At 52.0% G+C, this 22,109-nt stretch carries 12 protein-coding genes; 8 read left to right on the top strand and 4 right to left on the bottom strand.

The annotated features are described in order from the left end of the window. Positions 1-43: 43 nt before the first annotated feature. The 8 genes from mutL (at position 44) to cysS (ending at position 11,608) form a co-directional block, all read left to right on the top strand. Positions 44-1,951 (top strand): DNA mismatch repair endonuclease MutL, encoded by a 1,908-nt coding sequence (gene mutL, locus CRP01_RS15915; RefSeq protein WP_099151061.1) that lies wholly within the window; start codon positions 44-46, stop codon positions 1,949-1,951. A 163-nt stretch (positions 1,952-2,114) separates the two neighbouring features. Continuing rightward, positions 2,115-2,918: a rhomboid family intramembrane serine protease gene (locus CRP01_RS15910; protein ID WP_099151060.1), complete on the top strand. Its 804-nt coding sequence runs from the start codon at positions 2,115-2,117 to the stop codon at positions 2,916-2,918. Between the two features lie 14 nt (positions 2,919-2,932). Further along, complete coding sequence (locus tag CRP01_RS15905; protein ID WP_099151059.1) at positions 2,933-3,880, top strand: rhomboid family protein; 948 nt, start codon at positions 2,933-2,935, stop codon at positions 3,878-3,880. 3 nt (positions 3,881-3,883) lie between these two features. Then, positions 3,884-4,963 carry an endonuclease/exonuclease/phosphatase family protein gene (locus CRP01_RS15900; RefSeq protein WP_099151058.1) on the top strand — a complete coding sequence of 360 codons (1,080 nt, stop codon included), beginning with the start codon at positions 3,884-3,886 and terminating at the stop codon, positions 4,961-4,963. 160 nt (positions 4,964-5,123) lie between these two features. After that, positions 5,124-6,812, top strand: a complete 1,689-nt coding sequence (locus CRP01_RS15895) for a tail fiber domain-containing protein (protein ID WP_099151057.1) — start codon at positions 5,124-5,126, stop codon at positions 6,810-6,812. A 163-nt stretch (positions 6,813-6,975) separates the two neighbouring features. Continuing rightward, on the top strand, positions 6,976-7,602 hold the full coding sequence (locus CRP01_RS15890; RefSeq protein ID WP_170110392.1) for a response regulator transcription factor: 627 nt from the start codon (positions 6,976-6,978) through the stop codon (positions 7,600-7,602). 170 nt (positions 7,603-7,772) lie between these two features. Next, a complete protein-coding gene (locus CRP01_RS15885) occupies positions 7,773-9,824 on the top strand; it encodes a tetratricopeptide repeat protein (protein WP_170110391.1) in 2,052 nt (683 codons plus the stop codon). 293 nt (positions 9,825-10,117) lie between these two features. Beyond that, a complete protein-coding gene (cysS, locus tag CRP01_RS15880) occupies positions 10,118-11,608 on the top strand; it encodes a cysteine--tRNA ligase (RefSeq protein WP_099151054.1) in 1,491 nt (496 codons plus the stop codon). Positions 11,609-11,677: 69 nt separating this feature from the next. Here cysS and CRP01_RS15875 read toward each other — a convergent pair whose 3' ends face one another. From CRP01_RS15875 to CRP01_RS15865, 4 genes are all read right to left on the bottom strand, one after another. After that, the gene (locus CRP01_RS15875) at positions 11,678-12,127 is read right to left on the bottom strand and encodes a DUF4395 family protein (protein ID WP_099151053.1); all 450 of its coding nucleotides are present in this window, start codon (positions 12,125-12,127) and stop codon (positions 11,678-11,680) included. A 29-nt stretch (positions 12,128-12,156) separates the two neighbouring features. After that, positions 12,157-12,324 (bottom strand): hypothetical protein, encoded by a 168-nt coding sequence (locus CRP01_RS42310; RefSeq protein WP_170110390.1) that lies wholly within the window; start codon positions 12,322-12,324, stop codon positions 12,157-12,159. Between the two features lie 223 nt (positions 12,325-12,547). Then, on the bottom strand, positions 12,548-16,777 hold the full coding sequence (locus CRP01_RS43450; RefSeq protein ID WP_099151052.1) for an HYR domain-containing protein: 4,230 nt from the start codon (positions 16,775-16,777) through the stop codon (positions 12,548-12,550). A 158-nt stretch (positions 16,778-16,935) separates the two neighbouring features. Next, positions 16,936-21,810 carry a T9SS type A sorting domain-containing protein gene (locus tag CRP01_RS15865; RefSeq protein ID WP_099151051.1) on the bottom strand — a complete coding sequence of 1,625 codons (4,875 nt, stop codon included), beginning with the start codon at positions 21,808-21,810 and terminating at the stop codon, positions 16,936-16,938. Positions 21,811-22,109: the final 299 nt, after the last annotated feature.

The raw sequence follows: 22,109 nt of genomic DNA, 5'->3' as shown, positions 1-22,109 counted from the left end.
TGCGAACTGAAGCCGTCAATCGTCAATCATAAAAAAACGATCTATGGCTGATGTCATTCAGCTGTTGCCCGATGCAATTGTCAATAAGATTGCGGCCGGAGAGGTAATCCAACGCCCGGCCTCCGTGGTGAAAGAGTTGATGGAAAATGCGATCGATGCCGGCAGTTCGGCGGTGAAACTGGTGGTCAAGGATGCCGGTAAAACCCTGATACAGGTCATCGATGACGGTTGTGGTATGAGTGAAACGGACGCCAGAATGGCGCTGGAAAGGCACGCTACCTCCAAGATACGGGAAGCGGAAGACCTGTTTTCCATTCGCACCATGGGCTTTCGCGGGGAAGCGATGGCTTCCATCGCCGCCGTTGCGCAGATGGAACTGCGCACCCGTCGCCGCAGTGACGAACTGGGCACAAGGATTGTCATCGAAGGTTCCGAGATCAAGACGCAGGAGCCCTGCCAGTGCGATGCCGGCACTAACATTTGTGTTAAGAATCTTTTCTTCAATATACCGGTACGGCGCAATTTCCTGAAATCCAACACAGTGGAAATGCGCCACATCATCGACGAATTTCAGCGCATTGCCCTCGCTAATTCCGACATCTTCTTTTCTCTCCACCATAACAATTCTGAGATCTTCCACCTGCCGCCGAGCAATCTCCGGCAGCGGGTCGTGAATATTTTCGGCAATCCGTATAACAAAAGGCTGGTTCCCGTAGAGGAAGAGACCGATGAGATGAAACTCACAGGTTTTGTGAGCAAACCGGAATTCGCCAAGAAAACCCGGGGCGAGCAGTTCTTTTTCGTTAATCAGCGCTTCATACGGAGCGCCTATCTCAACCACGCGGTACTCACGGCCTACGAAGACCTGCTGCCCAGCGATACGTATCCGCTCTACGTCGTTTTCATCGATATTGACCCCAAACGGATCGATATCAACGTCCATCCGACCAAACAGGAGATCAAATTTGAGGACGACCGGCTGATCTACAATTATCTGAAAGTAGCCATCCGCCACAGTCTGGGTAAATACCGGGTCACCCCAACACTTGATTTTGACCAGGAGGGTAGTTTCTCTTCGGTAAGGATGAAACCGGTGTCTCCGGCGCGGCCGACGATCCGTACCTTCCGTTCGGGGGAAAAGGGAACGCCGAGTTCGCCCACTTCCGGACAGGGTGGCGGCGGTTTTTCCAACGGCAGCGAAGCGGGCCGCGAAAGGAATAACCTGCAAAACTGGGAAAAACTATTCGAAGGTCTGGAAGAGTTCGCCGAAAGTGAAGATGCTCCGGCCACCGCTTCCGAAAGTTCGGAAGTGACCACGATCGAAAGCAGCTGGTCTGCCGATCCCACGCTCGACAGTCATACCGGTGGGGAAATGTCGAAGGCCCAGCGGGAGCCGTATCAGATCCATGCTACCTATATTGCCAGTCCGATCAAATCGGGTTTTATCCTGATCGATCAGCAGGCAGCCCACGAGCGCATTCTCTACGAGCGCTACCTGGAAGCCCTGCAGGATAAGCAGGCCAGTACGCAAAAACAGTTGTTCCCGCGTACCTTCAGTCTACCTCCCGCCGATGCGGGCCTGTTGCTGGAGATCCTGCCCCAGATCAATCTGCTGGGTTATGACATCAAGGAATTTGGCAGTAACACCTTCGTCGTTCACGGCATACCGGCAGACGCCAAGGGCAAAGGGCAGGAAGAAACCGCCATCGACAGCCTGCTGGCGCAGTACAAGAACAATCTGGATCTCCACCTGGGGACCAACGAAAATATCGCCCGCTCCATGGCCCGCAGTAATGCCATCAAACGGGGACAGAATCTATCCTCCACGGAAATGCAAACTTTGATCGATCAGCTTTTCGCCTGTCAGCTCCCGTTTAAGAGCCCGACCGGTCGCAACTGTTTTCTCACGTTTGAACTTGATGAGCTTGCCAAACGTTTTGAGAAAGACTAATGCAGGAGCGGACTTTTATCCATGAGGCCGGGGCAATGGTCGATAAATGCAAGGAATAGGCCCGGAATAGGCTTAGTTTTCAATAAAAAACAGACACGGGGTTTTCAGATGAAAACAAGATAACACTACTGATCCCCCCATTTCTGCGAATCCTGTCCGAATTATGCTGAGAATTACGGAAGTCGTCAAACATCTGTTGATCATAAACGTGCTGGTCTTTCTGGCCGGTGAATTTTTTCTGGACACCAATATGTTAGCCCTGCGCTTTCCTACGTCCGCTGATTTTCGCCCCTACCAGATCGCTACCCACTTTTTCATGCACGGGGGCTTCATGCACCTGTTTTTCAATATGTTTGCCCTGGTCATGTTCGGGAGTGCACTCGAAGCACTCTGGGGGCCCAAAAAATTCCTGTACTTCTACTTTGCCTGCGCCTTCGGCGCGGCGGTCCTCCACCTGGGTTACAGCTGGTGGGACTTTTCACAGATGGAACAGGCTATTGCCCAATTCCAGGCTAACCCCTCGCCCGAAACTTACTGGGCTTATTTTAACGATGTTCCACTCGATAAACTCAACCCGGAATATCAGAATTCGGTTGAACAGCTGGCGGGAGCGATGCGCAACCCCTCCGCGGATGCCGTGGATGCCGGCGTTTTCCGGATGAACGAATTCCTGCGGGCCAAAGTCGACATTCCCATTGTGGGAGCTTCGGGTGCGATCTACGGTTTGCTGCTGGCGTTCGGCATGTATTTCCCGAATGCGGAACTCATGCTGATCTTTTTGCCCATCCCGATCAAGGCGAAATACTTCATTCCCATTCTGATGGTGGTGGAGTTATTCCTGGGCGTCAACCAGTTTTCTTGGGATAATATCGCTCACTTTGCGCATTTAGGAGGGGCATTAACCGGATTCTTGTTAATTTTGTATTGGCGAAATTTCGGGTCACGTTTCGATAATACAGGACGATAGTATAGATATTAGAGATGGTTAGTTCAATTTGGGAAGATATAAAACGACAATACAGCTTCGGTAACATGGTTACCCGCCTGGTGATCATCAACGTAGCGGTATTTGTGGTCATTAACCTGATCTGGGTAGTACTCCGGATCGGATATGGCTGGTCGGACAACGGGATGCACATCTACGAATCCATCCGTCAATTTTTCATGTTGTCCTCCGACTGGCTGCACAACCTGACCCACCCCTGGGTATTCATCACCAGTATGTTTCTGCACGACGGATTCTGGCATATCCTCTGGAATATGCTTTTCCTCTACTGGTTCGGCCGGATCGTAGGGGATTTCCTGGGGAACCACCGCGTTCTTCCGCTCTATTTGCTGGGGGGGATCGTCGGCGGACTGGCCTACTTTATTTCCGTCAATCTCCTGCCCTACGGCGGCAACGCCACCCATTACGCCCTGGGGGCATCCGGTGCGGTGATGGCGTTTGTAGTCGCGGCCGGTTTCATCTCTCCCGATTATTACATGCGATTGCTGTTCCTGGGAGACGTCAAGCTGAAATATATCGTGGCGGTACTGGTCCTGATCGACCTGATCGGTATGGCCAGTAATATCAATACCGGTGGGCACTTTGCGCACCTGGGTGGTGCCTTTTTCGGCTGGTTTTTCGTTTATCAGTTGCGGCAGGGTACCGATTGGTCCATCCCGGTCAATAACTTCCTGGATAAGATCCGTCATTTTTTCGATAACCTTTCGACCTCACGGCAATCCCGGGGGCCGAGGGTGACTTATCGAAATCCGAACCGAACTAAAAAAACGGCAACCCGTACGAGGGGCAAAGCGGCTTCCGACACCCGCCCGTCTTCCCACCAGGAAGAACTGGACGCGATCCTGGATAAGATCAAACAATCCGGATACGAAAGCCTTTCGGAAAAAGAGAAAGAATTTCTATTCAATGCCAGTAAAAAATAACCTGTGCGGCGCTTACAGCGATCATTACGTTGGGCAAACGTCATCCTGATCTTTTTAACGTTTTTTGCCTATCTCTCGCCTTATATTCATCCGGATACCATCTGGTTCTTTGCCGTTTTAGGATTGTTCTATCCGGTACTGCTGGTACTCAATATCGCTTTTATTATTTTCTGGCTGGTGCGCAAACGACGTTATGCGCTGCTGTCCTTTGCCTGCCTTATGCTCGGGTGGAATCACTTCACCAGTTTTGTCGGTCTGAGCCTGGGTGGCCGCCTGGGAGACGGCGAAACCTCGCTCCGGGTGATGTCTTACAATATTTTTGGCTTCTTTAATGAAGGAGCGGGCGGAAGAGACGCCCGGGCCAAATGGACGGAAGCCGAAATCGTGGATTTTTACCAGCAATACCGTCCGGACATCTGGTGCCTGCAGGAATTTACGACCGTACCGAAATACGTGGATCAGTACGCCGAAATGATCAAGTCCAATACGGCCCTGAAAAATGCCTATTTCGAACCCCAGACCGGACTGGCCCTTTTTTCCCGCTATCCGGTCAAAGGGGTGAAGATCCATTATTTCGGGGATCACAACGCCATTAACGGCTACCTCATCGCCGATATTCAACACGGTGACCGTACGATCCGGCTATTTAATATCCACCTGCAGACCAATGCCGTTTCCCAGATGGCTGAGGATGTGGCCCAGAACGGCCAGTTGCGGGAAAAAGAGACCTGGCTCCAGATCAAAGGCATGATCGGACGGTATCGACGCTCGGCCGCGCTGAGGTCGGATCAGGCCCGGGAGATCCGGAAATTGCTGGACGAAAGCCCCTACCCCGTCATTCTCTGCGGAGATTTCAACGATGTGCCGCTCTCCTACGCCTACCACCGCATCAGCGATAAGCTGACGGATGGGTTCCAACAAAAGGGAAAAGGCCTCGGCACTACTTTTCACGGTAGCCTGCCGGCCCTGCGGATCGATTACATTCTGTCTTCTCCGGAGTTTCGTACGCTGGATTACCGCGTTCTGAAAAAAGATTTCTCGGATCATTATCCGGTCATGAGTATCCTGGAACTCGAACAGTGAGCAAGGCAAGCTGCGTCCGCATTTCACCCAAATGGGTGAAATAAACTATTACTTATCCCCTTATCTTGATTTTCAATAAAATACGCCGAATGGGACGCCCCTTCCCCGAACGGCCACGCTGCGATCATAACCGTCCTAATCCATAAAAAACCTGTATTATATGAAAGCATTATTTTCCTGTGTATTCAGCCTGTGTATCGTGATCAGTGGGGCATCTGCCCAGGTACAGACCAAACTTCTTCCCGGAGGGCTTAATATTGTCGATGTTACTTCCACTACGCTCGCGGGACTCAATTGGGAAGGGCAACACTTCTACCTCCGCAACCAGGCCGGTAAAGATTCCGATCTGCACCTTCAATCCAACGGAGCCATGATCTTTTCCACATCAGGCGCCAAAGAACGCATGCGCATCCTCGCCGATGGCCGCATCGGCATCGGGATCGCCGATGCTTCCGCCCAAGTGGGTATTTATTCTAATTCTACCGCTAACAGCAGCCAACTTTTACTAACGGAAGCGACCGCCGAAGACTTTGCCCGGCTGCGATTCAACAATTCCAATTCGGCCGGTTTCTGGCAATTGGGCGCCCGTTCGGATGTCAATCCGGAGGTAAACTTCTCTTTCTCCGACGGACAGGCAGAGACCTCGATCTTGAGTTTGAACGGAACCAACGGAACGGCCAGGATCGGTCCGGCTGCTCAATTTTCACCCAACGCAAAATTGCTGGTTTACAATGAAGATGGTGGAGATCAGAACAATTTAGGCACCAACTACGATATTTATACACGGCCGGCACCTTCCATCTGGACCCGCTACGGAATTTACAGTTACGTCTCGGGAGCCGCGGAAGGCGTAGATATCACCACGCAGGGACAAAAGATCGGTTTAGCGGTCAGTGCGCGTAGTTCCGGGTCGACCAAGACCGCGGTTTCGGCCTACGCCGGTATTGGGACCGGTACTAATTATGGTGTGCACAGCACCGTTAACGGTATCGGAGGGGCCGAGAGTTATGCCATTTACGCCCAGGCCTCCGGCGGGAATTCCACTACTTCACCACCGGTATGGGCCGGTTATTTTGCCGGGGATGTTTTTTCCAGCGGCAGTTATTTACCGTCCGATCAGAAATTAAAAAGCGGAATTCGCAAAGCGGATTCCAGTCTGGATCGCCTGCGCCAACTGCAGGTCAGCACGTACCGGTACCAATCCAAATACCAGCAGAAAATGGGATTGGATCAAAGATCACAAACCGGCTTTCTGGCGCATGAGGTAGAAGAGGTATTCCCCGAACTCACCCGAGAGGTAGCCCAACCACTCGCCAGTCCAGAAGAAATAGCCGCCGGCCAGGAAGAAGCCTTTCTGAAATTTACCGGTGTCAATTACGTCGGCTTTATCCCCCACCTGACCCTGGCGATCCAGGAACAACAGCAGCAGATCAGTGAGCAGGAAGAGCAGATTAAAACCCAACAGGAACAGATCGAGGAGATCCAGGCCACCAATAAATTGCTGCTGGAACGGCTGGCCCAACTGGAAACCCGCCTGGCCTCCACCGATGCGCCGGCATCCGATCCTACCAGCATTCATACTCTGACCAGCGCCGAACTGGCCCAGAACGCTCCCAACCCTTTTTCACAAACCACCCGGATCGCCTACTTCGTTCCGGAGCAGGTGCAACGGGCGCGGATGGAGATCCTGGATGCCGGTGGGCGACTACTTAAGGAAATCGCCATCGATAATCGGGGGCACGGTCAGGTGGAACTACAGGGACAAACCTTGAGCGCCGGGCAGTATACCTACCGATTGATCCTCGACGGACAGGTATCCGCCAGTCGGCAAATGGTGTTGACCCGATAGGCAGGCAACTGACATTCAGCAAGAAACAGAGCTATTCACTCAAACGGAGGCCGGTTAGATCGTGCCTCCGCTTTTTTTTACCCGCAGTTAATTTTCGGAAATGTTTCGGTACATATTTGAGCAATTATTTATTTTAGGCCAAATCAAAAAGATTGGTCCTTTCATGTCCGACATTCGCGTTCTAATCGTTGAAGATGAAGCCTTGATCGCAAAAGATATCCAGTTCATACTGGAAGATGCCGATTATAGTGTGTCCGCGATTGCCTACAACAGTAAAAAAGCGCTCGAAGAATTGCGCAACCGGACTCCGGATATCGTCCTGCTCGATATTCAGCTTAACAGTGAATTGTCCGGTATCCAGCTGGCCAAAATTATCAACGAGCAGTACCAGCTTCCCTTTATTTTTATCACTTCCTACGCCGACCGCGCCACCATTGAAAAGGTAAAATCCACGAATCCGATGGGGTATCTCGTTAAACCGTTCGAGGAACGGACGCTGATCACCACCATCGAGATCGCCCTGTACAATCACGCCCAGCTGTGGGCCGATCAGCGCCCCAACCTTAGTTTTAAGCTGATCAATCAAAAACTGTCCAACCCGCTGACGGATCGGGAATTTGCCACCTTACAACAATTGCTGCAGGGAAAGACCAACAAACAGATCGCCTCGGACCTGTACGTTTCCACCAATACCGTAAAAACCCACCTGTCGAACCTGTTCCTCAAATTCGATGTCAGCTCCCGTTCCATGCTCTTTACCCGCGTCAACCAGTTGTTGCGGGCATCCTAAACGTACCGACCAGCAGTTGCCAAAAGGGTAGTTTTGTGTTAACTTGCAGGGCTGAAAAGCCGGGTAGGTAATCATTATTTTTTGCCTATATTGAACGGTAGAGCCGCCCGGCACCATAAAACCAAGTCGTCGTACGCTTCGATCTTATGTTAGGGATGATAAAATGTACCTTGATCTTTATTGCTTTGCTATGGATCACTATTGGCGATGCCGGTGCTCAATCCGACCGGGATACGCTTCCTGATTTTCAACAGGACCGGATCGTACTGGAAGCCGGGCTGAAGGATTCGCTGGGCTTTGCCAAAATTATCGATCGGATCCGGGCCACCCGCAGTGAGCCCCGGCTTTCTTTGCGCTACATTACATTTTTCGAAATGATGGACCGACGCTATCCGGATATTCCTAAAGACCGGCTGTCCGTGGCGCACCTGAAAGCGGACCGCTACAACGAGCTCGCCTGGAGCAATAACCAGACCAATCTGGAACTGGCTTTGCAACAACTGGATACCGCCGACCGGATCGCCCACGAACTCAACTACGAGCGGGGGATCTGGCGCAACGAGTTCGGCCGGGGAGTAGCCTACCGGAACAGCGGCGATTCCGAAAAAGCGCTCACCTATTTTCAAAATTTCCTCGAACATTATTCCGAACCTTTCGATAGTGCCAATGTGGCCAACAGCCAGTTCCAGATCGGCGTGTGTCTGCTCAACCTCGGCAAACTGGAGGAAAGCATTCAGGCCTTAACGGTCGCTGCAGAAATTGACGACCAGCTGGACCGACCTAATTACGCCTATAACAGCCTGGGGATCGCCTACCGCCGGGCCAAGCTTTACGACAAAGCCGCTACTGCCTACCGAAAGGCTTATCAACACTGGAAAACCCGTGAGTATATAGTCGGACAATCCAGAGCCCTTATGAACCTCGGCAACCTGTTGATGGAAACCGGGCAAATAGAGGAGGCTAAACCCTATCTCCTGCGGGCGGTGGCCCTGGATCAGGGAAATGACTATGCGCTCGGATATAGTACCGAAAATCTGGGCAACTGGTACCTGGAGGCCGGCCGCTACGATTCCGCGTACCACCATCTCCGGCAATCCTACGAGATCCGCAAAACTTTTGATAATCCGCGCCAACTGGCCATCGTGGAACACCAACTGGCCCGGGTGTATATGGCCAGAGATCAGTACGATCAGGCCCTGCCCCTGCTCTTGAATGCTTACGAAACTGCCAAAGCTCAGGGAGAACAGGAAAGGATCAGAGATGTGGCATCCGATCTAAGCAAATGGTATGCCGACCAAAACGACTTCCGCAAAGCATTACAGTACAAGAATGAATTTGTTATCGCCAAAGACAGCCTGCTCAATGAGAATATCGCCCAGGCCGTAGCCGAAGTTTCCGAAAAATACGAGACAGAACAAAAAGAAAGGACCATTGAACAGCTCAATACCCAAAACCGGCTACAGGGTAATTTGCTGCGGGCCAGGCAACGACAACTGCTCCTGGTATCCATCGGCTCACTGCTGCTGGCCGGATTGCTTTTCGGTATTTACCGGCTGTACCGGCGCATCAAATTGCAAAACCGGCTGATCCAGAAGAACCTCAGGGAAAAGGAAACACTGCTGAAGGAGATCCACCACCGGGTAAAGAACAACCTGCAGATCATCGCATCTCTGCTGCGCATCCAGTCCCGCTCGGTAACGGACAGCAAAGCGCGCGAAGCGATCCGGGAAAGCCGAAGCCGGGTGCGCAGTATGGCCCTGATCCACGAAGACCTCTACCGGGACAATGATCTTTCGGGGGTTTTTATGCCGGAATATCTGGGCAAACTGGCCCGCGATATTTTCCGGATCTACAATATCACTGCTGATCGCATTCAGCTGCAAACCTCCATTGCCCCCCTTCGGCTGGATGTAGACACCGTGATCCCCATCGGCCTGATCGTTAACGAACTCATCACCAATGCTTTTAAGCACGCCTTTGCCGAACGGCAGGAGGGAATTATTGAATTGCTTCTGGAAGAACGGGATGAACAGCTGATCCTGATGGTCCGGGACGACGGCCGGGGTTTTCAGGAAAAAGGTTCTCCTGAATCTTACGGACTGAGTATGATCGAAACTTTTCGCGAAAAGCTGGAAGGAGACCTCCGGATAGAAAGTGAAAAAGGAACAACTTTCCGGCTCACCATTCGGAATTACCGAAAATTGGAAAATATGATGCTCTAGAGTGTGTTTGGGAATTATTAATCGGGCTACAAACGCCACTTTTTCGTTTATCCTTCAGCTATTTTTCAGTCCGTACCTTCAGGGTATGCACTTCAAAATAAGCTTTGGCTAAACAAAAAATTGACTGTTTTCGCCACAAAGAAAAACCCCCAAAACACACTCTTAATCATGGAAGAGAAGGATTTAAGCTGAAACTATTTCCCTTCCCCCGTCGTTTTATTGCTTATTGCTGTAAAGCTTTATAATATCTTCTTATTTTTGCGGCCCCGATTTGGGCCAAACGTCACAAGAACATGAATCTGAAACTGTACAATAGTCTGACCAGAGAGAAAGAAACTTTCACGCCGATCAACGAGGGCAGAATAGGAATGTACGTCTGTGGACCTACCGTCTACAGCGATGTGCACCTGGGCAATTGCCGGACTTTTGTAAGTTTTGACGTCATCTACCGCTACCTGCTGCACCTGGGCTACAAGGTGCGTTACGTCCGCAATATCACCGATGTCGGTCACCTGCTGGACGACGGTGAAGATCGCATGTCCAAAGGTGCCCGCCTGAATCAGCTGGAACCGATGGAGGTAGCTCAGAAGTACGCCAACGGTTTCCACGATATTATGCGCATTTTCAACGCTCTGCCTCCCAGTATCGAACCCCGGGCCACCGGGCATATTCTGGAGCAGATCGAGATGGTGCAACAGATCATTGACAACGGCTATGGCTACGAACAGAACGGATCGGTCTACTTCGATACGATGAAGTTCATTGCCGAAAACGACAATGTTTACGGGCAGTTGTCCGGGCGGGTAGTGGAAGACCTGCTGTCCGAATCAAGAGATAATCTGAAAAATCAAAGTGAGAAAAAACATCCGGCGGATTTTGCCATCTGGATGAAGGCTTCTCCCGAACATATCATGCGCTGGAACTCTCCCTGGTCCGTCGGTTTCCCCGGCTGGCACCTGGAATGCTCCGCCATGAGTACCAAGTACCTGGGTAAAACTTTCGATATTCACGGAGGCGGTAACGACCTGAAATTCCCGCACCACGAAAACGAAGTTGCCCAGAACGTAGGCTCCTGCGGGCACGCGCCGGCCAATTACTGGCTGCACACCAACATGCTGCTGATGAACGGTAAAAAGATGTCCAAGAGTGATGGCAATACCATCTCTCCGACGGAACTCTTTACCGGCGACAGCCCCCATGTGACTAAAGGTTACAGTCCGATGATCGTTCGGTTCTTTATGCTGCAATCCCATTACCGCAGTACCCTGGACCTGACCGATGAGGCCCTCCAGGCCGCCGAAAAAGGCTATCGCCGCCTGATGGAGGCCAACCGCGTACTGCAGGATCTGCAGGCGCCGGCCAACGCCAGTGCCGGTGAACTGGACAAAGAGATCAACGACATCATCGATCAGGCCTACGCCGAAATGAACGATGACTTCAATACGCCGCGCGCCCTGGCCCGTCTTTTCGAACTGGTTACCCGCATCAACGGCTTGAAGGACGGTCACCTGCCGGCCGAGGAGGTAAGCACTCCTACTCTTAGCCTGTTAAAGGAAACTTTCCGCATCTTCATCTTCGACCTGTTCGGGCTGAAAGATGAGATCGAAGGATCGGATAACGGTCAGGGCCTGACGAACGGCCTGATGAACGTGATCCTTAATATCCGCCAGGATGCCCGGGCCAATAAGAACTGGGCCACTTCCGACCTGATCCGCGATTCGCTCAAGGACCTGGGCATCCAGGTGAAGGATGGTAAGGAAGGTGCTACCTGGACGGTAGAGTAAAACAGATCAAGAAAGGTTTGGTGCCGGGAAGCTGTATACGATCCCAGCACCAGACCCTTCGCCTATCCACTAATTTTCCTCTCCCAGTAAGGGAAATACCAGATAATGGTAGATCATGCAGCCCATGCATAGATTCAAAGCGGCATCCATAAAGGCCAGAACGGCCAGGAAACCGGCAACGATCTGAGCTGCAGTAAGGTATCCCAATAAAGATAGTATCGCCGCCGCCAACGCGCAAAGCAATCCCAGACGGGAAGCAAAAACTTTGGGGGCAGCCTGTACCAGTTTTTCCGGAACATTCAGACTTTTTGTGATCGGGACGGCCAATGCCAGTCGCAGGGGACTATACTGCCCGTTCCAGCTGGCGCGGAAGCTGTAGTCGACCGCAGCAATGATAGCAAAAATGGGGGCCTTGGTGACCAAAAACAGTAGTAGTAGTACGACGATAAAGAAAATGGTGAGCCGGCTAACCGAGCTATCTACCCGCTTGGTAGAAACCGGACAAATCAGGGTTTTCATAATAATAGGTTTGGTGATCAGTCTTGGGACTACTGAAAAAAAGCGACGATCGTACTGCCGATCAGATAAAGCAGCGGAAAAAAAGAAAGACAGGCGATCACGATCAGGATCTGGGTGATACTCGTTTTCTTTTTTTCTTCTACAGGCTGCTGCTTTTCTTTCACTTCAGGGGTCGGGGTATAGGTTGTATTTGCCATGGTTTTTGATTAGGTGCACGCTAATGCATTAACATATGTCCATATTTCCATTCGGCAATTTAATGGCTTAAAGTGCCGGTTTGAAACAGGTAATTATTCAGCCGTCGTCTTTTGCTAGTATTTGGTAATTAATCACCATTCGTTGGTAAGTGGCCCCGAGAGCACCCCTCCGGATTGGAGAGGTAGCCCCCGAAGGGGCCACCGGTATTGTCCTCTTTCCGGATTATTTTCCCTTTGCTATTCTCATAGTACTCCATTCATCACCCGTCCGAATGCGGAGAATGTAAATGGCTGCTGGCAAACCCCTATCGGACCATTGTAGGGTATGTTCTCCCGGATCCTGTATCCGTGAGGTTAATAGCTGTTCTTTGAGTTTTCCGGAAAGGTCGAGCAGTTGCACTTCCACTTCCTGTCGCTTTTTCAATTGGTAGATCAGGCTAAAGCCATTACGGTAGGGATTGGGAAAGGCCCGCAGTTGTGCCTGATCGTTTTCGCCGTTCACCGTGAAAGCATTCTTGCCGCCTTTGCCTTTATCACATACATCGCCTTTGCCGTTCCCGTCGGTATCAGCCTGATCCGGATTGTAATCCTTGAAACAGTTGTCGCAACCATCGGCGATACCGTCTCCGTCCCGGTCACCCGTTGCCGGATCACAGGGATCCGTTTCCAGGCAATCCGGGGTACCGTTATCGTTGTCATCTATACGGTCATCCACGCCGGGGCATTGATCACACTGATCTCCCACCCCGTCTTCGTCTTCATCTTTCTGGTTATCATTCGGTATTTCCGGACAATTGTCGCAGGCATCTCCGTAAACGTCGCCATCGGTATTGACCTGCTCCGGATCAAAGGTATCCGGACAAACATCGCAGCGATCATCTACCTCATCTGCATCGGTATCCAACACGATTACATCGGTGTCGCAGGGATCACCGGATTCCAGACAATCCGGCGTGCCGTTTCCATCGGCGTCCAGTCGATCATCCTGTCCGGGGCATACATCGCATAGGTCTCCTACCCCATCCGCATCATAGTCGGCCTGATCGGCATTGGCATCCTGCGGGCAATTATCGCAGTTGTTGGTAATACCGTCTTCATCACTATCTTTTTGCGTACTGGTCAGGGTGACGGTAAAGGAGCAGCTAGCCGTATTTCCGCGGGCATCCGTTACCCGATAAGTTTCGACGGTGACGCCAATGGGGAATGCCGCACCGCTCCCCAGCGCCCCTTCCGCTACTACGCTGACTGCTTCGCAGTTGTCGTCGGCATCGGCCAGAGTGGGCGTTATATACTCCACGATAGCGGAGCAATCGCCAGCGTCCAATGCGTACGAGAGGTTTTCCGGACAAGCAAGCGTCGGTGCTGTTTGATCCACGATCAATACCGAAGTCTGGCAGGTGGCCTGGTTCCCGCTATTGTCCCAGACACTGAGCGTCACCGGCCGACTGCCGAGCGTCAGATCGGTGCAACTGAAGGACGTGTACGGACTGATGATCACCGGGTCCGATACGGTACAGTTATCACTGGAGCTGACGAATACGTCGGCCGGTTTAAGCTCCACACTGCCCGAGGCATCGAGTTCCAGGGTGGCACTTTTACAGCTTAGACTAGGTTTTTGTTGATCTTCTACCAGGACGGTCTGCTTGCAGGTACTGGTGTTGCCCGACGGGTCTTTTACGGTCCAGGTGACCGTGTTGGTACCCAGCGCAAAAGCCGAGGCGGCATCGTTACTCAACCCGGCTATCGAGCAGTTATCGGTGGTCACCGGCGTGCCGAGACTTACACCCGTAGCGGTGCATTGTCCGGCATCGGTGCCAACGGTTACCGCTGCCGGGCAGGTGATACCGGGAGCCTGGGCATCTATTACCGTCACGTTAGCCGGTACGAGCGTTGCACCCAGATTTCCCGATGCGTCGGTGGCCGACAAATAGAGCTTCGTCGTTCCGAGGTTACTACAATCGAAATAGTGAGCCGGGCTATCGGTTGTGGCAGCGAGCAGTTCCAGGTCAAAAAAGCCGAAAGTCAGGGCGGCATTGTCCGTACAGTTATCCGTTGTACCACCGTCAATGTCTGCGGCCATGATCGTAGCCTGTCCCTGAGCGTCCAATTCAACGGTAATATCTTTCGCAATTACCAACGGACTTACCGGGTCCGCAATCGTCACTTTCGCGGTGCAACTGCTGGTGTTTCCGCTGGCATCCTGCTGGGATAACGTAAAATATTGGTCGCCTATATCTTCACAGTCAAAATACTGGAGGTCATCGTGTACGGTGAGGGCCACCCCACAGTTATCCGTGCTGCCTACCAGGATACCGGCCGGATTCCAGGTGGTTTGCCCCTGATCGTCCAGATAGAGTTGAATGTTATCCCGGCAAGTGAGTACCGGCGGCGTGTTGTCTTCCACCGTCACGGTAGCGTTACAGGTTGAAGCATTGCCGAATGGATCCGTTACCGTAAGCACTACTGCGTTTGTACCCAGTAAGCTACAGTCAAAATCGGTCTGACTTATTTTCAGATCAACCACTCCACAGGCATCGAAGGAGCCGTTGTCCAGATCTGCTGCGGTGACGGTACCCTGCCCGCTTTGATCCAATTGTACCAAATAATTCTGGCACAGAGCAGTAGGTACCAGATCATCAACTACCGTTACCTGAATTTCGCAGGAAGACGATCGGAACCCGTTACTTACCCTCACCAGGAATCCGTTAACCCCCAAATCATTACAATCAAAAAGTAATGCTGTTCCCAACGGAGCGCCGGAGAGTCGGTTGACGAACTCAACGGTAATATCTTCGATTGCCGCGCAATTATCCGAAATGTCACTGACGAGATCCGTAGCCTGGAGCGTGGGACTGGACAAACCGATGGTCACACTTTCCTGACAGGTGAAAGACGGGGGCACATGTCCTACGAACACATCCTGCTGTTGAGTAGTGAAGTTACCGAATGCATCTTCGTATGTCCAGGAAATGGAATAGCTACCAGGTTCAGTAAAGGTAGTCGGGTCTCCGGTAGTGGCGACCACGGTACCACTGCAATTGTCCGTCGCCGTTGGAAAAGAGGTTATACTGTAGGTGCATGCATCGGTAAAAATGTTGGGTAAATACAGATTATTCGGGTTGACATCAGGTACCGGAGGTTGGTCTTCCAAAACAGTCAGTTCGAAGTAGCATCGATCCGTCAAGGCGAAGGTAGTGGTGTACACCTCCATATACATCGTTTGAGTACCAATATCTTCGCAGTCTACGGTGAGCGAGGACTGACATCCACCACCTACTATGCTGGTATTAACGCAGTACCTATCGATCGTCAAATCAGGATTGAACGCTACGTAACTACCATTATCGACATCGCCGGCCAAGACCTGGGCCGTACCATCGCTGGCCAAGGTTACGGTGACATCCTTACATTTGGCATCCAGCAGTTTTGTCTCTCTATCGAAATTGTAAGTAACCTTTCCGTGATCTGGCGTACCGTCAGCCGAGCCATTTTCTTTTGCGGAATCAACCGCTGCGGCATTGACGAAGCTTCCGCCGCCACCGCCGCCGCCATTATTGCCGGAACCGCCACCGGAGTAACCGCCGCCACCACCACCGCCAGGATAGTATTGGTATATAGTAGCGGAAGTAACAAATCCGCCACCACCGCCACCGTAACCGAACCCACCTCTGATATAAGCGTTCAACGGCGCAGTACTAAAACTACTGTAACCACCTTCTCCTCCATTGAATTTGCCCCTTTTCCCCCCAGCATAAGACGAGTTTCCACTTTGGTAAGCACCACCACCAGCACCAGCGGCTGCATCATTTTGAATCAAGGTTTCTTCTCCCCCATTACCATTACAGCCGCCCTTGCCACCGAAAAGCCCTTTGCCGTCGCCACCGCAAGTACCGGCCTGCCCGCTCCGTCCTCGTTCGCCCCCTATTAAAGTGCCGTAGGCACCGCCGCCGCCGCCAGCTACTGCTAACAAGATCCAACAGTTATCTGCATCTTCAAATTCAGTAGAGACATCATTACACGTAATATTACTATTCGGAGCCCGGTAAAGTACGGCAGTACCACCGCCGCCACCGGCCCCGCCATCCTGGATGTCATTAAATCCACTCCCTTTTTGCCCCACCACCATGCGCACGGTACCACCGGGTGCAAGCTGCCGTAATCCCGTGCCGATATCGAATGTTGCCCGGATATTCGCTCCTCCTCCTCCTTTACCGATCGTGCCACCGTAGAGTCTGCGGCGGCCACCATCGGCTCCTTTTAAATAAAACTCGATACGATTTAATTCGCCTAGCGTAGTGGCATCCGGAATTTTGTAATCCTTATAGCTACCGGTATAGCTGACGCGGTGTACCTCCGTATCCGCTTCGAGCAAACTTTGTGCACGTCCATCTATCGCTAAAAAAATAAAGAGCAAAAGGACAACTGGCAAAAATAAAGGTTTCAATTGCTGCATTATCATTTGATTTTTTGTTTGTTTCAGCAGGTATCTCCGGAAGAGGAACTGTCTACTTTTGATTAGTAGGAATGACTTCCCAATACGCGCTTACAATGATTATTTGAATATCGATTGACCAATTTCTGAGGCCTTGGGGGAAACCGTAGCTTAGCCAGCTATTTCATCTTGATCACTTTCCGACTATACCAGACATCACCCAATCGCAACTGTACGATATAAATGCCGGCCACTAGTTTGCTCCCGTCCCACTCCAATCGTTGCCTGCCCGACGACTGAAGCTGCGGAAGCAACAATTGCAGTCTCATTTTACCGTCCATACTGATCATTCTAACTTCCGTTTCGGTTGCTTCCACCACTTCGTATTGCAGCGTAAACTGTTGCGTGAACGGATTGGGAAACACTCCGAATTGAACGTTAGCGGTAGCTGTTAATGGCTGAGCCTCTTTAAGTGTGGTTGACGGATCGCTAGCGGCGGCTATTTCCGCAGGTGCCGTTTCACAATCTTCAATCCGGGCGGTAAAATCGCTGCCCGCTTCGGCGTGGAAGCCGGGTACGAGACGAATGGAATTACCGGCCCTAAAATGTACCACCGTTCCCGTTTGCACCGTACCGTCAGATTCGATCCAGTCGGCAGCCCGGTAAGTACCTTCAGCCATATCTCCGGTAAGAGTAAGGGTCGACTCGCAGTCCGTACAAAAGCCGTCACGGTCATACACGGTGAGGTTGACTTCGCAGGTGGAAGAAGTATTGGAATGAGCATCAACGACAAATCCCCCTACCAACTGGTTGCCGAGATCGTTACAATCCAGCTCCAGACTATCCACGGTCGTAAATCCTCCCGCCCCGTTATCCACTACTAATTTGAACTGAATCCCGAGGTAGGGTGTACAGTTGTCAGTGGCGTTAAAGATCACATCTTCGGGTAAAACAATGGCCTGTCCGTTTGCTCCAAGGCTGACTGTATAATCCACATAACAGTCAATTTGAGGTCCAGTAACATCGAATACCTGTAAATTTGTTTGACACGAAGACCTATTATTATTCGCATCGGTAACAAATAAATTGGCCTGCACGGTGCCGATATCATCGCAATCAAAAAACGTTCGGTCAAGATACAGACTGACCGGTCCGCAAAGATCAGCCGAACCTTTGTCGACTTCCGCAGCGGTAAGATTGGCTTGCCCATTGGCCCCCAATTGGACAATGAGGTCCTGGCAAACCGCCGTGGGTGCCGTATTGTCTTCCACCGTGAGATTGATCTCACAGGGAATAGGCGCATTCTCGTAAGCATCAAGTGCGAAGGCCCCGATCAGTTGAGTACCTACGTCTTCGCAGTCAAAAGATAAAGTCGGAGCATATTCAAAGGTACCGTCGGCCAGCTCCCGTACCAGGAGCAACTGTAAAGCTTCGGTCGGCGTACAATTGTCAACGGCCGTGATCAAGCCGGTGGCGGATAAGGTGAGTTGCCCGTTCTCATCCAGCGAGGCAGTATGGCTTGCTACGCAATTGATCTGCGGTAGTTCGACATCGACTACCGTGACCAGCGTAGTACAGGATGCTGACGTATTGTTAAATTCGTCTTCAACCTGTAGTTGCAGCGCAAACTGACCGATATCATCGCAGTCAAAAGTTTGCGTGCCGGATAAGGGCGTGTCGTTGGCATCCAGAAGATAGTAATTAAGGTTTTCCGCTGTACTGCAATTGTCACTGGAACCGTTGTCCAGGTCTTTGGCGGTCAACGTGGCCGTTCCGCTGCTGTTCAGTTTTACGATAAGCGTTTCGTAGCAGGCCGACGTGGGTGGGATATCATCATTCACGGAAATGTAGGTAGAACACTGGTCGGAATTACCGGCGGCATCGGTTACCGTAACGGTTACCGGCCGGTCGCCTACATCCGTACAGTCAAAGGTGGTCCGTTCGAGGCTGTAGCTGACGATCCCGCAGTTATCCGTCGAACCGGCGGCGATCGTCTCGGCCAGATTCTCGGGTATGGCGCTGAGTTGGACGACCACATCGTTGGGAGCAGTACACTGCGCTACGGGGGCATCCGTATCCGCCACGCTTAGCGATACGGTGCAGGGGGTAACCGGCTGTACCCCATTGTCGCGAAACAAGCTCACCAGCACCTCCAGTACATCCCCGTGAGCTGCACCGATCAGGCTGTCGGCCTCCGGAAACTGTACAATTGCAAAATCACCACATTCCAGCGTACCCGTGATCTCGCCGGTCAGGTCGGGGATCCGAACGGCACAGGTATCGGCCAGGAGGTCCACCGTTCGATCTGGCGGGCAGGAAGTGATGATGGGCGGCAGATCATCAATAACGTTGATCACCGTCACACATTCACTGCTGTTGCCGTCCTGATCCGTAACAGTCAGGTAGGCCGTGTTCAGGCCGGGTTGAGCGCAGTCCAGTTCCAGCGCCAAATCGTAGTCCAGCTGGCTGTCACAATCATCGGTAGAGCCGGCCCCAACCTGGGCGGCCAGGTCTTCCGGTACATCACTTAATTGTACCGCGAGATTCTGACAGACGGCTACCGGCGCTTGCGTTCCTTTTACCTTCACCGTAAAAGAGCAATTTTTTGTAACCCCCGAGTTCTCGATCCACCAATAGGAGGCCAGATATTCCCCCCTGCCCAGGGGTTGACCGGCCATATCACCGTCACCGTTAGCCAGGAGCACCCCATTACCGTCAAGTAAGGTGTAGCGATGGCTTACATTACATCCCGTCCATAGGGGTGCCAGGGAAGCCGCCGGCACATTGACCATTGCATCGCACTGATTGTCAACTTCTACCGTTACATCATCCGGGCAGGCTACCCGGTCGGCGTCCTGTGCCACGACGAAAAAATCACAAACCGTATACTCTCCGGAGTGGTCGTACGCCCAGATCTCCATTCGTTTACTGTTGCCGATGTCATCGCACCTGAGTACGGGGGCACTACCGCCGTTCGCCTTGAGCTCGTAGTACGCCACCCCACAGTCGTCGGTGGCCGCAAAGTCAATCTGCGCCAGGATGGCTTCCGGACTGATATACTCGTAAATTTCGGGATAGGTGGTACCGGGGCAGTTGGTAAAGGTAGGCCGATCCATAAAAAAACTTTCCTCCACGTACACCGTATAGGAACATTTGGCTTCCGATTCGCCGATATCGGCCAACCACCATTCGACGGTACTGGTACCGGACTGGAAGAAAAAGCTGTTCAACTCACCCGTACCCTCCGTAATGGTTGGGTTTTCCAGTTCCGGTCCGGTAATGCGATAGGCCAGTTCGCCGCATTCGTAGTCCGGCAGCAGTCCGGAAACCTCTTTCCCACAGCCATCGGGATACTGGACCGGTGGAATGGTCGGACAGCGTGGGGCAAGGGTTGCGGCCTCAACCGTGATGGTAAAGGCACAGCTCTGGATCTGTTCTACAGCATTTTCATCTTCAAAGGTAGCGGTATAGACCACGGTGCTGATACCGAAATCGAAGGTATCCCGCCCCAGTGGTTCGTTAGTGGGCGTGATCTGGGTCGTATCGATACTGCCATCCGGTCGGATGATGTAATTTTCGATTTGCGTATTGCAGGCCGGATAGGATTGCGGCTCAAAATCGGGGAAATAAGCTTCGCCTTCGTAGTAATAGATCAGGTATTCGCCAATGATCGGTAAACAGTCTTCGGGCTGCACGATGATGGAGGCCGGGCAGGCTAAAGTGCCCGAGGGGCCCTGCTCGATTTCTACCGAAAATTCGCATTCGCTGGCGTGGATGCCGTTATCTACCTGTAGGCTATAGGTATATACATCACCGATATGGCTACAGTCGAAGATAGTACCGTTATTCCATTCGGCAATCCCTGCTTCGCGAAGTCTATACTGCAGCGGTTCGTTATTGGGGTCCGTACTGCCGTCATCTGCATCCGACGGACGTAGGGCAACGGGATCGCCGGAAATGAGGATGGTCACATCTTGGCAGCGGGCAACCGGTGCACCGACTGCTGCCGGATCAAGACCGAAACGGTAAGTGATCTTACCATTATTTGGCGTCCTATCGGTACCATTGCCATCGCGCTTTAGCTCGTAAAAAGCGTATGGATTCACAAAGCTGCCACCGCCGCCGCCGCCATTATAATTACCGCCGCCACCACCACCAGAATAGCCACCGCCACCACCACCGGCCACAAGATATACTCCGCGCGTACCGGACCCGCCCCCCCCGTAACCATCTCCGCCTCTGACGTTAAGGGTGTTAGTCACCCCACCGGCACCTATGCCCATCAGCCCCGCCTGACCGTTAGCGTTGCTAAGAAGATTTACCCGATTCCAATATCCGGCACCATCTCCACCGATATCCGCCTCGCCCCAATATCCATCAGTACCACCTGTAGAACCAACTCCTTTTCCGTCAGATCCATCTTCGCTGGCATTCCCGGGTTTACCGGAAGATGATTCAGCACATCCGCCAGGGGCATAAGGCCCGCCACCGCCGCCGGCTACCGCCAGTAAGTTCCAGCAATCGTCGCTCCATTTTCGACCTGGATGGGCCACATATTCGTAGGTACCAGAACTAAGTTTAACTTTCTGAAGCGTGCAACTCTCTCCATCTCCATCTACTCCCGGTGGCCTGTACAAAATAGCCGTACCGCCACCACCACCAGCACCAGACAAACCACTCGACCGCAAGCTGCCACCCTGTTGGCCGACAATGAATCGCACCGTACCACCCGGTGCCAGTTGCCCGCTATCCCTACCGATCTGGAAAGAGGCATTTACCCGTGCGCCATTCCCGCCCGGTTCCGTACAAATACCCGATATCCGCCGCCGGCCACCGTCGCCGCCGAGCAGAAAGAAGTCAATTTGTGCGTAGCCGTCACTGGTATTCAGGTCCGGAATGATAAAATCCCGGACCTTTTCATCCTGATCGTAGGTAAACTCGTAGGTCTGCTCATCGGCCTGTAGCAGTTTTTGTGCCTGCACAGGTACCAGCACTCCGCCCGAAAGACAGCAGCCGAGCAGTAATAGTAAGATGATGCGATTTAATGGCTTCATGAAAATCTCTTTTAGCTTTTCTGTATGATTAGTGTTTGTCGACCACAGGCAATACCATCCATGCTGCTGTTGATCAGCAGTACCAGTTATAATGATGATTTTGGGTTGCCCAACGGGCTAGGCGATGAGGACAGCCGTAGATCAGAAAATGATATATATGGTTGGTCGGCAGTTTGCCAGAGGGGCGATACAAATATAGTAGTCGGGCCAGGGAACAAAGTGGCCATTTTAGGGTACAAAATGGCCAAATACGAACATAATGAGCGATTTAGCGCTTATATTTGAACAAATTGTCAAGT

The sequence above is a fragment of the Flavilitoribacter nigricans DSM 23189 = NBRC 102662 genome, assembly GCF_002646595.1.
Classification (GTDB): domain Bacteria; phylum Bacteroidota; class Bacteroidia; order Chitinophagales; family Saprospiraceae; genus Flavilitoribacter; species Flavilitoribacter nigricans.
This window is presented reverse-complemented; position numbering and strand designations above follow the sequence as displayed.

What these genes read in the sequence shown, in the direction of transcription:
- mutL (WP_099151061.1), top strand. Translation starts at nt 44, where the DNA reads ATGGCTGATGTCATTCAGCTGTTGCCCGATGCAATTGTCAATAAGATT.
- CRP01_RS15910 (WP_099151060.1), top strand. Translation starts at nt 2,115, where the DNA reads ATGCTGAGAATTACGGAAGTCGTCAAACATCTGTTGATCATAAACGTG.
- CRP01_RS15905 (WP_099151059.1), top strand. Translation starts at nt 2,933, where the DNA reads ATGGTTAGTTCAATTTGGGAAGATATAAAACGACAATACAGCTTCGGT.
- CRP01_RS15895 (WP_099151057.1), top strand. Translation starts at nt 5,124, where the DNA reads ATGAAAGCATTATTTTCCTGTGTATTCAGCCTGTGTATCGTGATCAGT.
- CRP01_RS15890 (WP_170110392.1), top strand. Translation starts at nt 6,976, where the DNA reads ATGTCCGACATTCGCGTTCTAATCGTTGAAGATGAAGCCTTGATCGCA.
- cysS (WP_099151054.1), top strand. Translation starts at nt 10,118, where the DNA reads ATGAATCTGAAACTGTACAATAGTCTGACCAGAGAGAAAGAAACTTTC.
- CRP01_RS15875 (WP_099151053.1), bottom strand. Translation starts at nt 12,127, where the DNA reads ATGAAAACCCTGATTTGTCCGGTTTCTACCAAGCGGGTAGATAGCTCG.
- CRP01_RS42310 (WP_170110390.1), bottom strand. Translation starts at nt 12,324, where the DNA reads ATGGCAAATACAACCTATACCCCGACCCCTGAAGTGAAAGAAAAGCAG.
- CRP01_RS43450 (WP_099151052.1), bottom strand. Translation starts at nt 16,777, where the DNA reads ATGCAGCAATTGAAACCTTTATTTTTGCCAGTTGTCCTTTTGCTCTTT.
- CRP01_RS15865 (WP_099151051.1), bottom strand. Translation starts at nt 21,810, where the DNA reads ATGAAGCCATTAAATCGCATCATCTTACTATTACTGCTCGGCTGCTGT.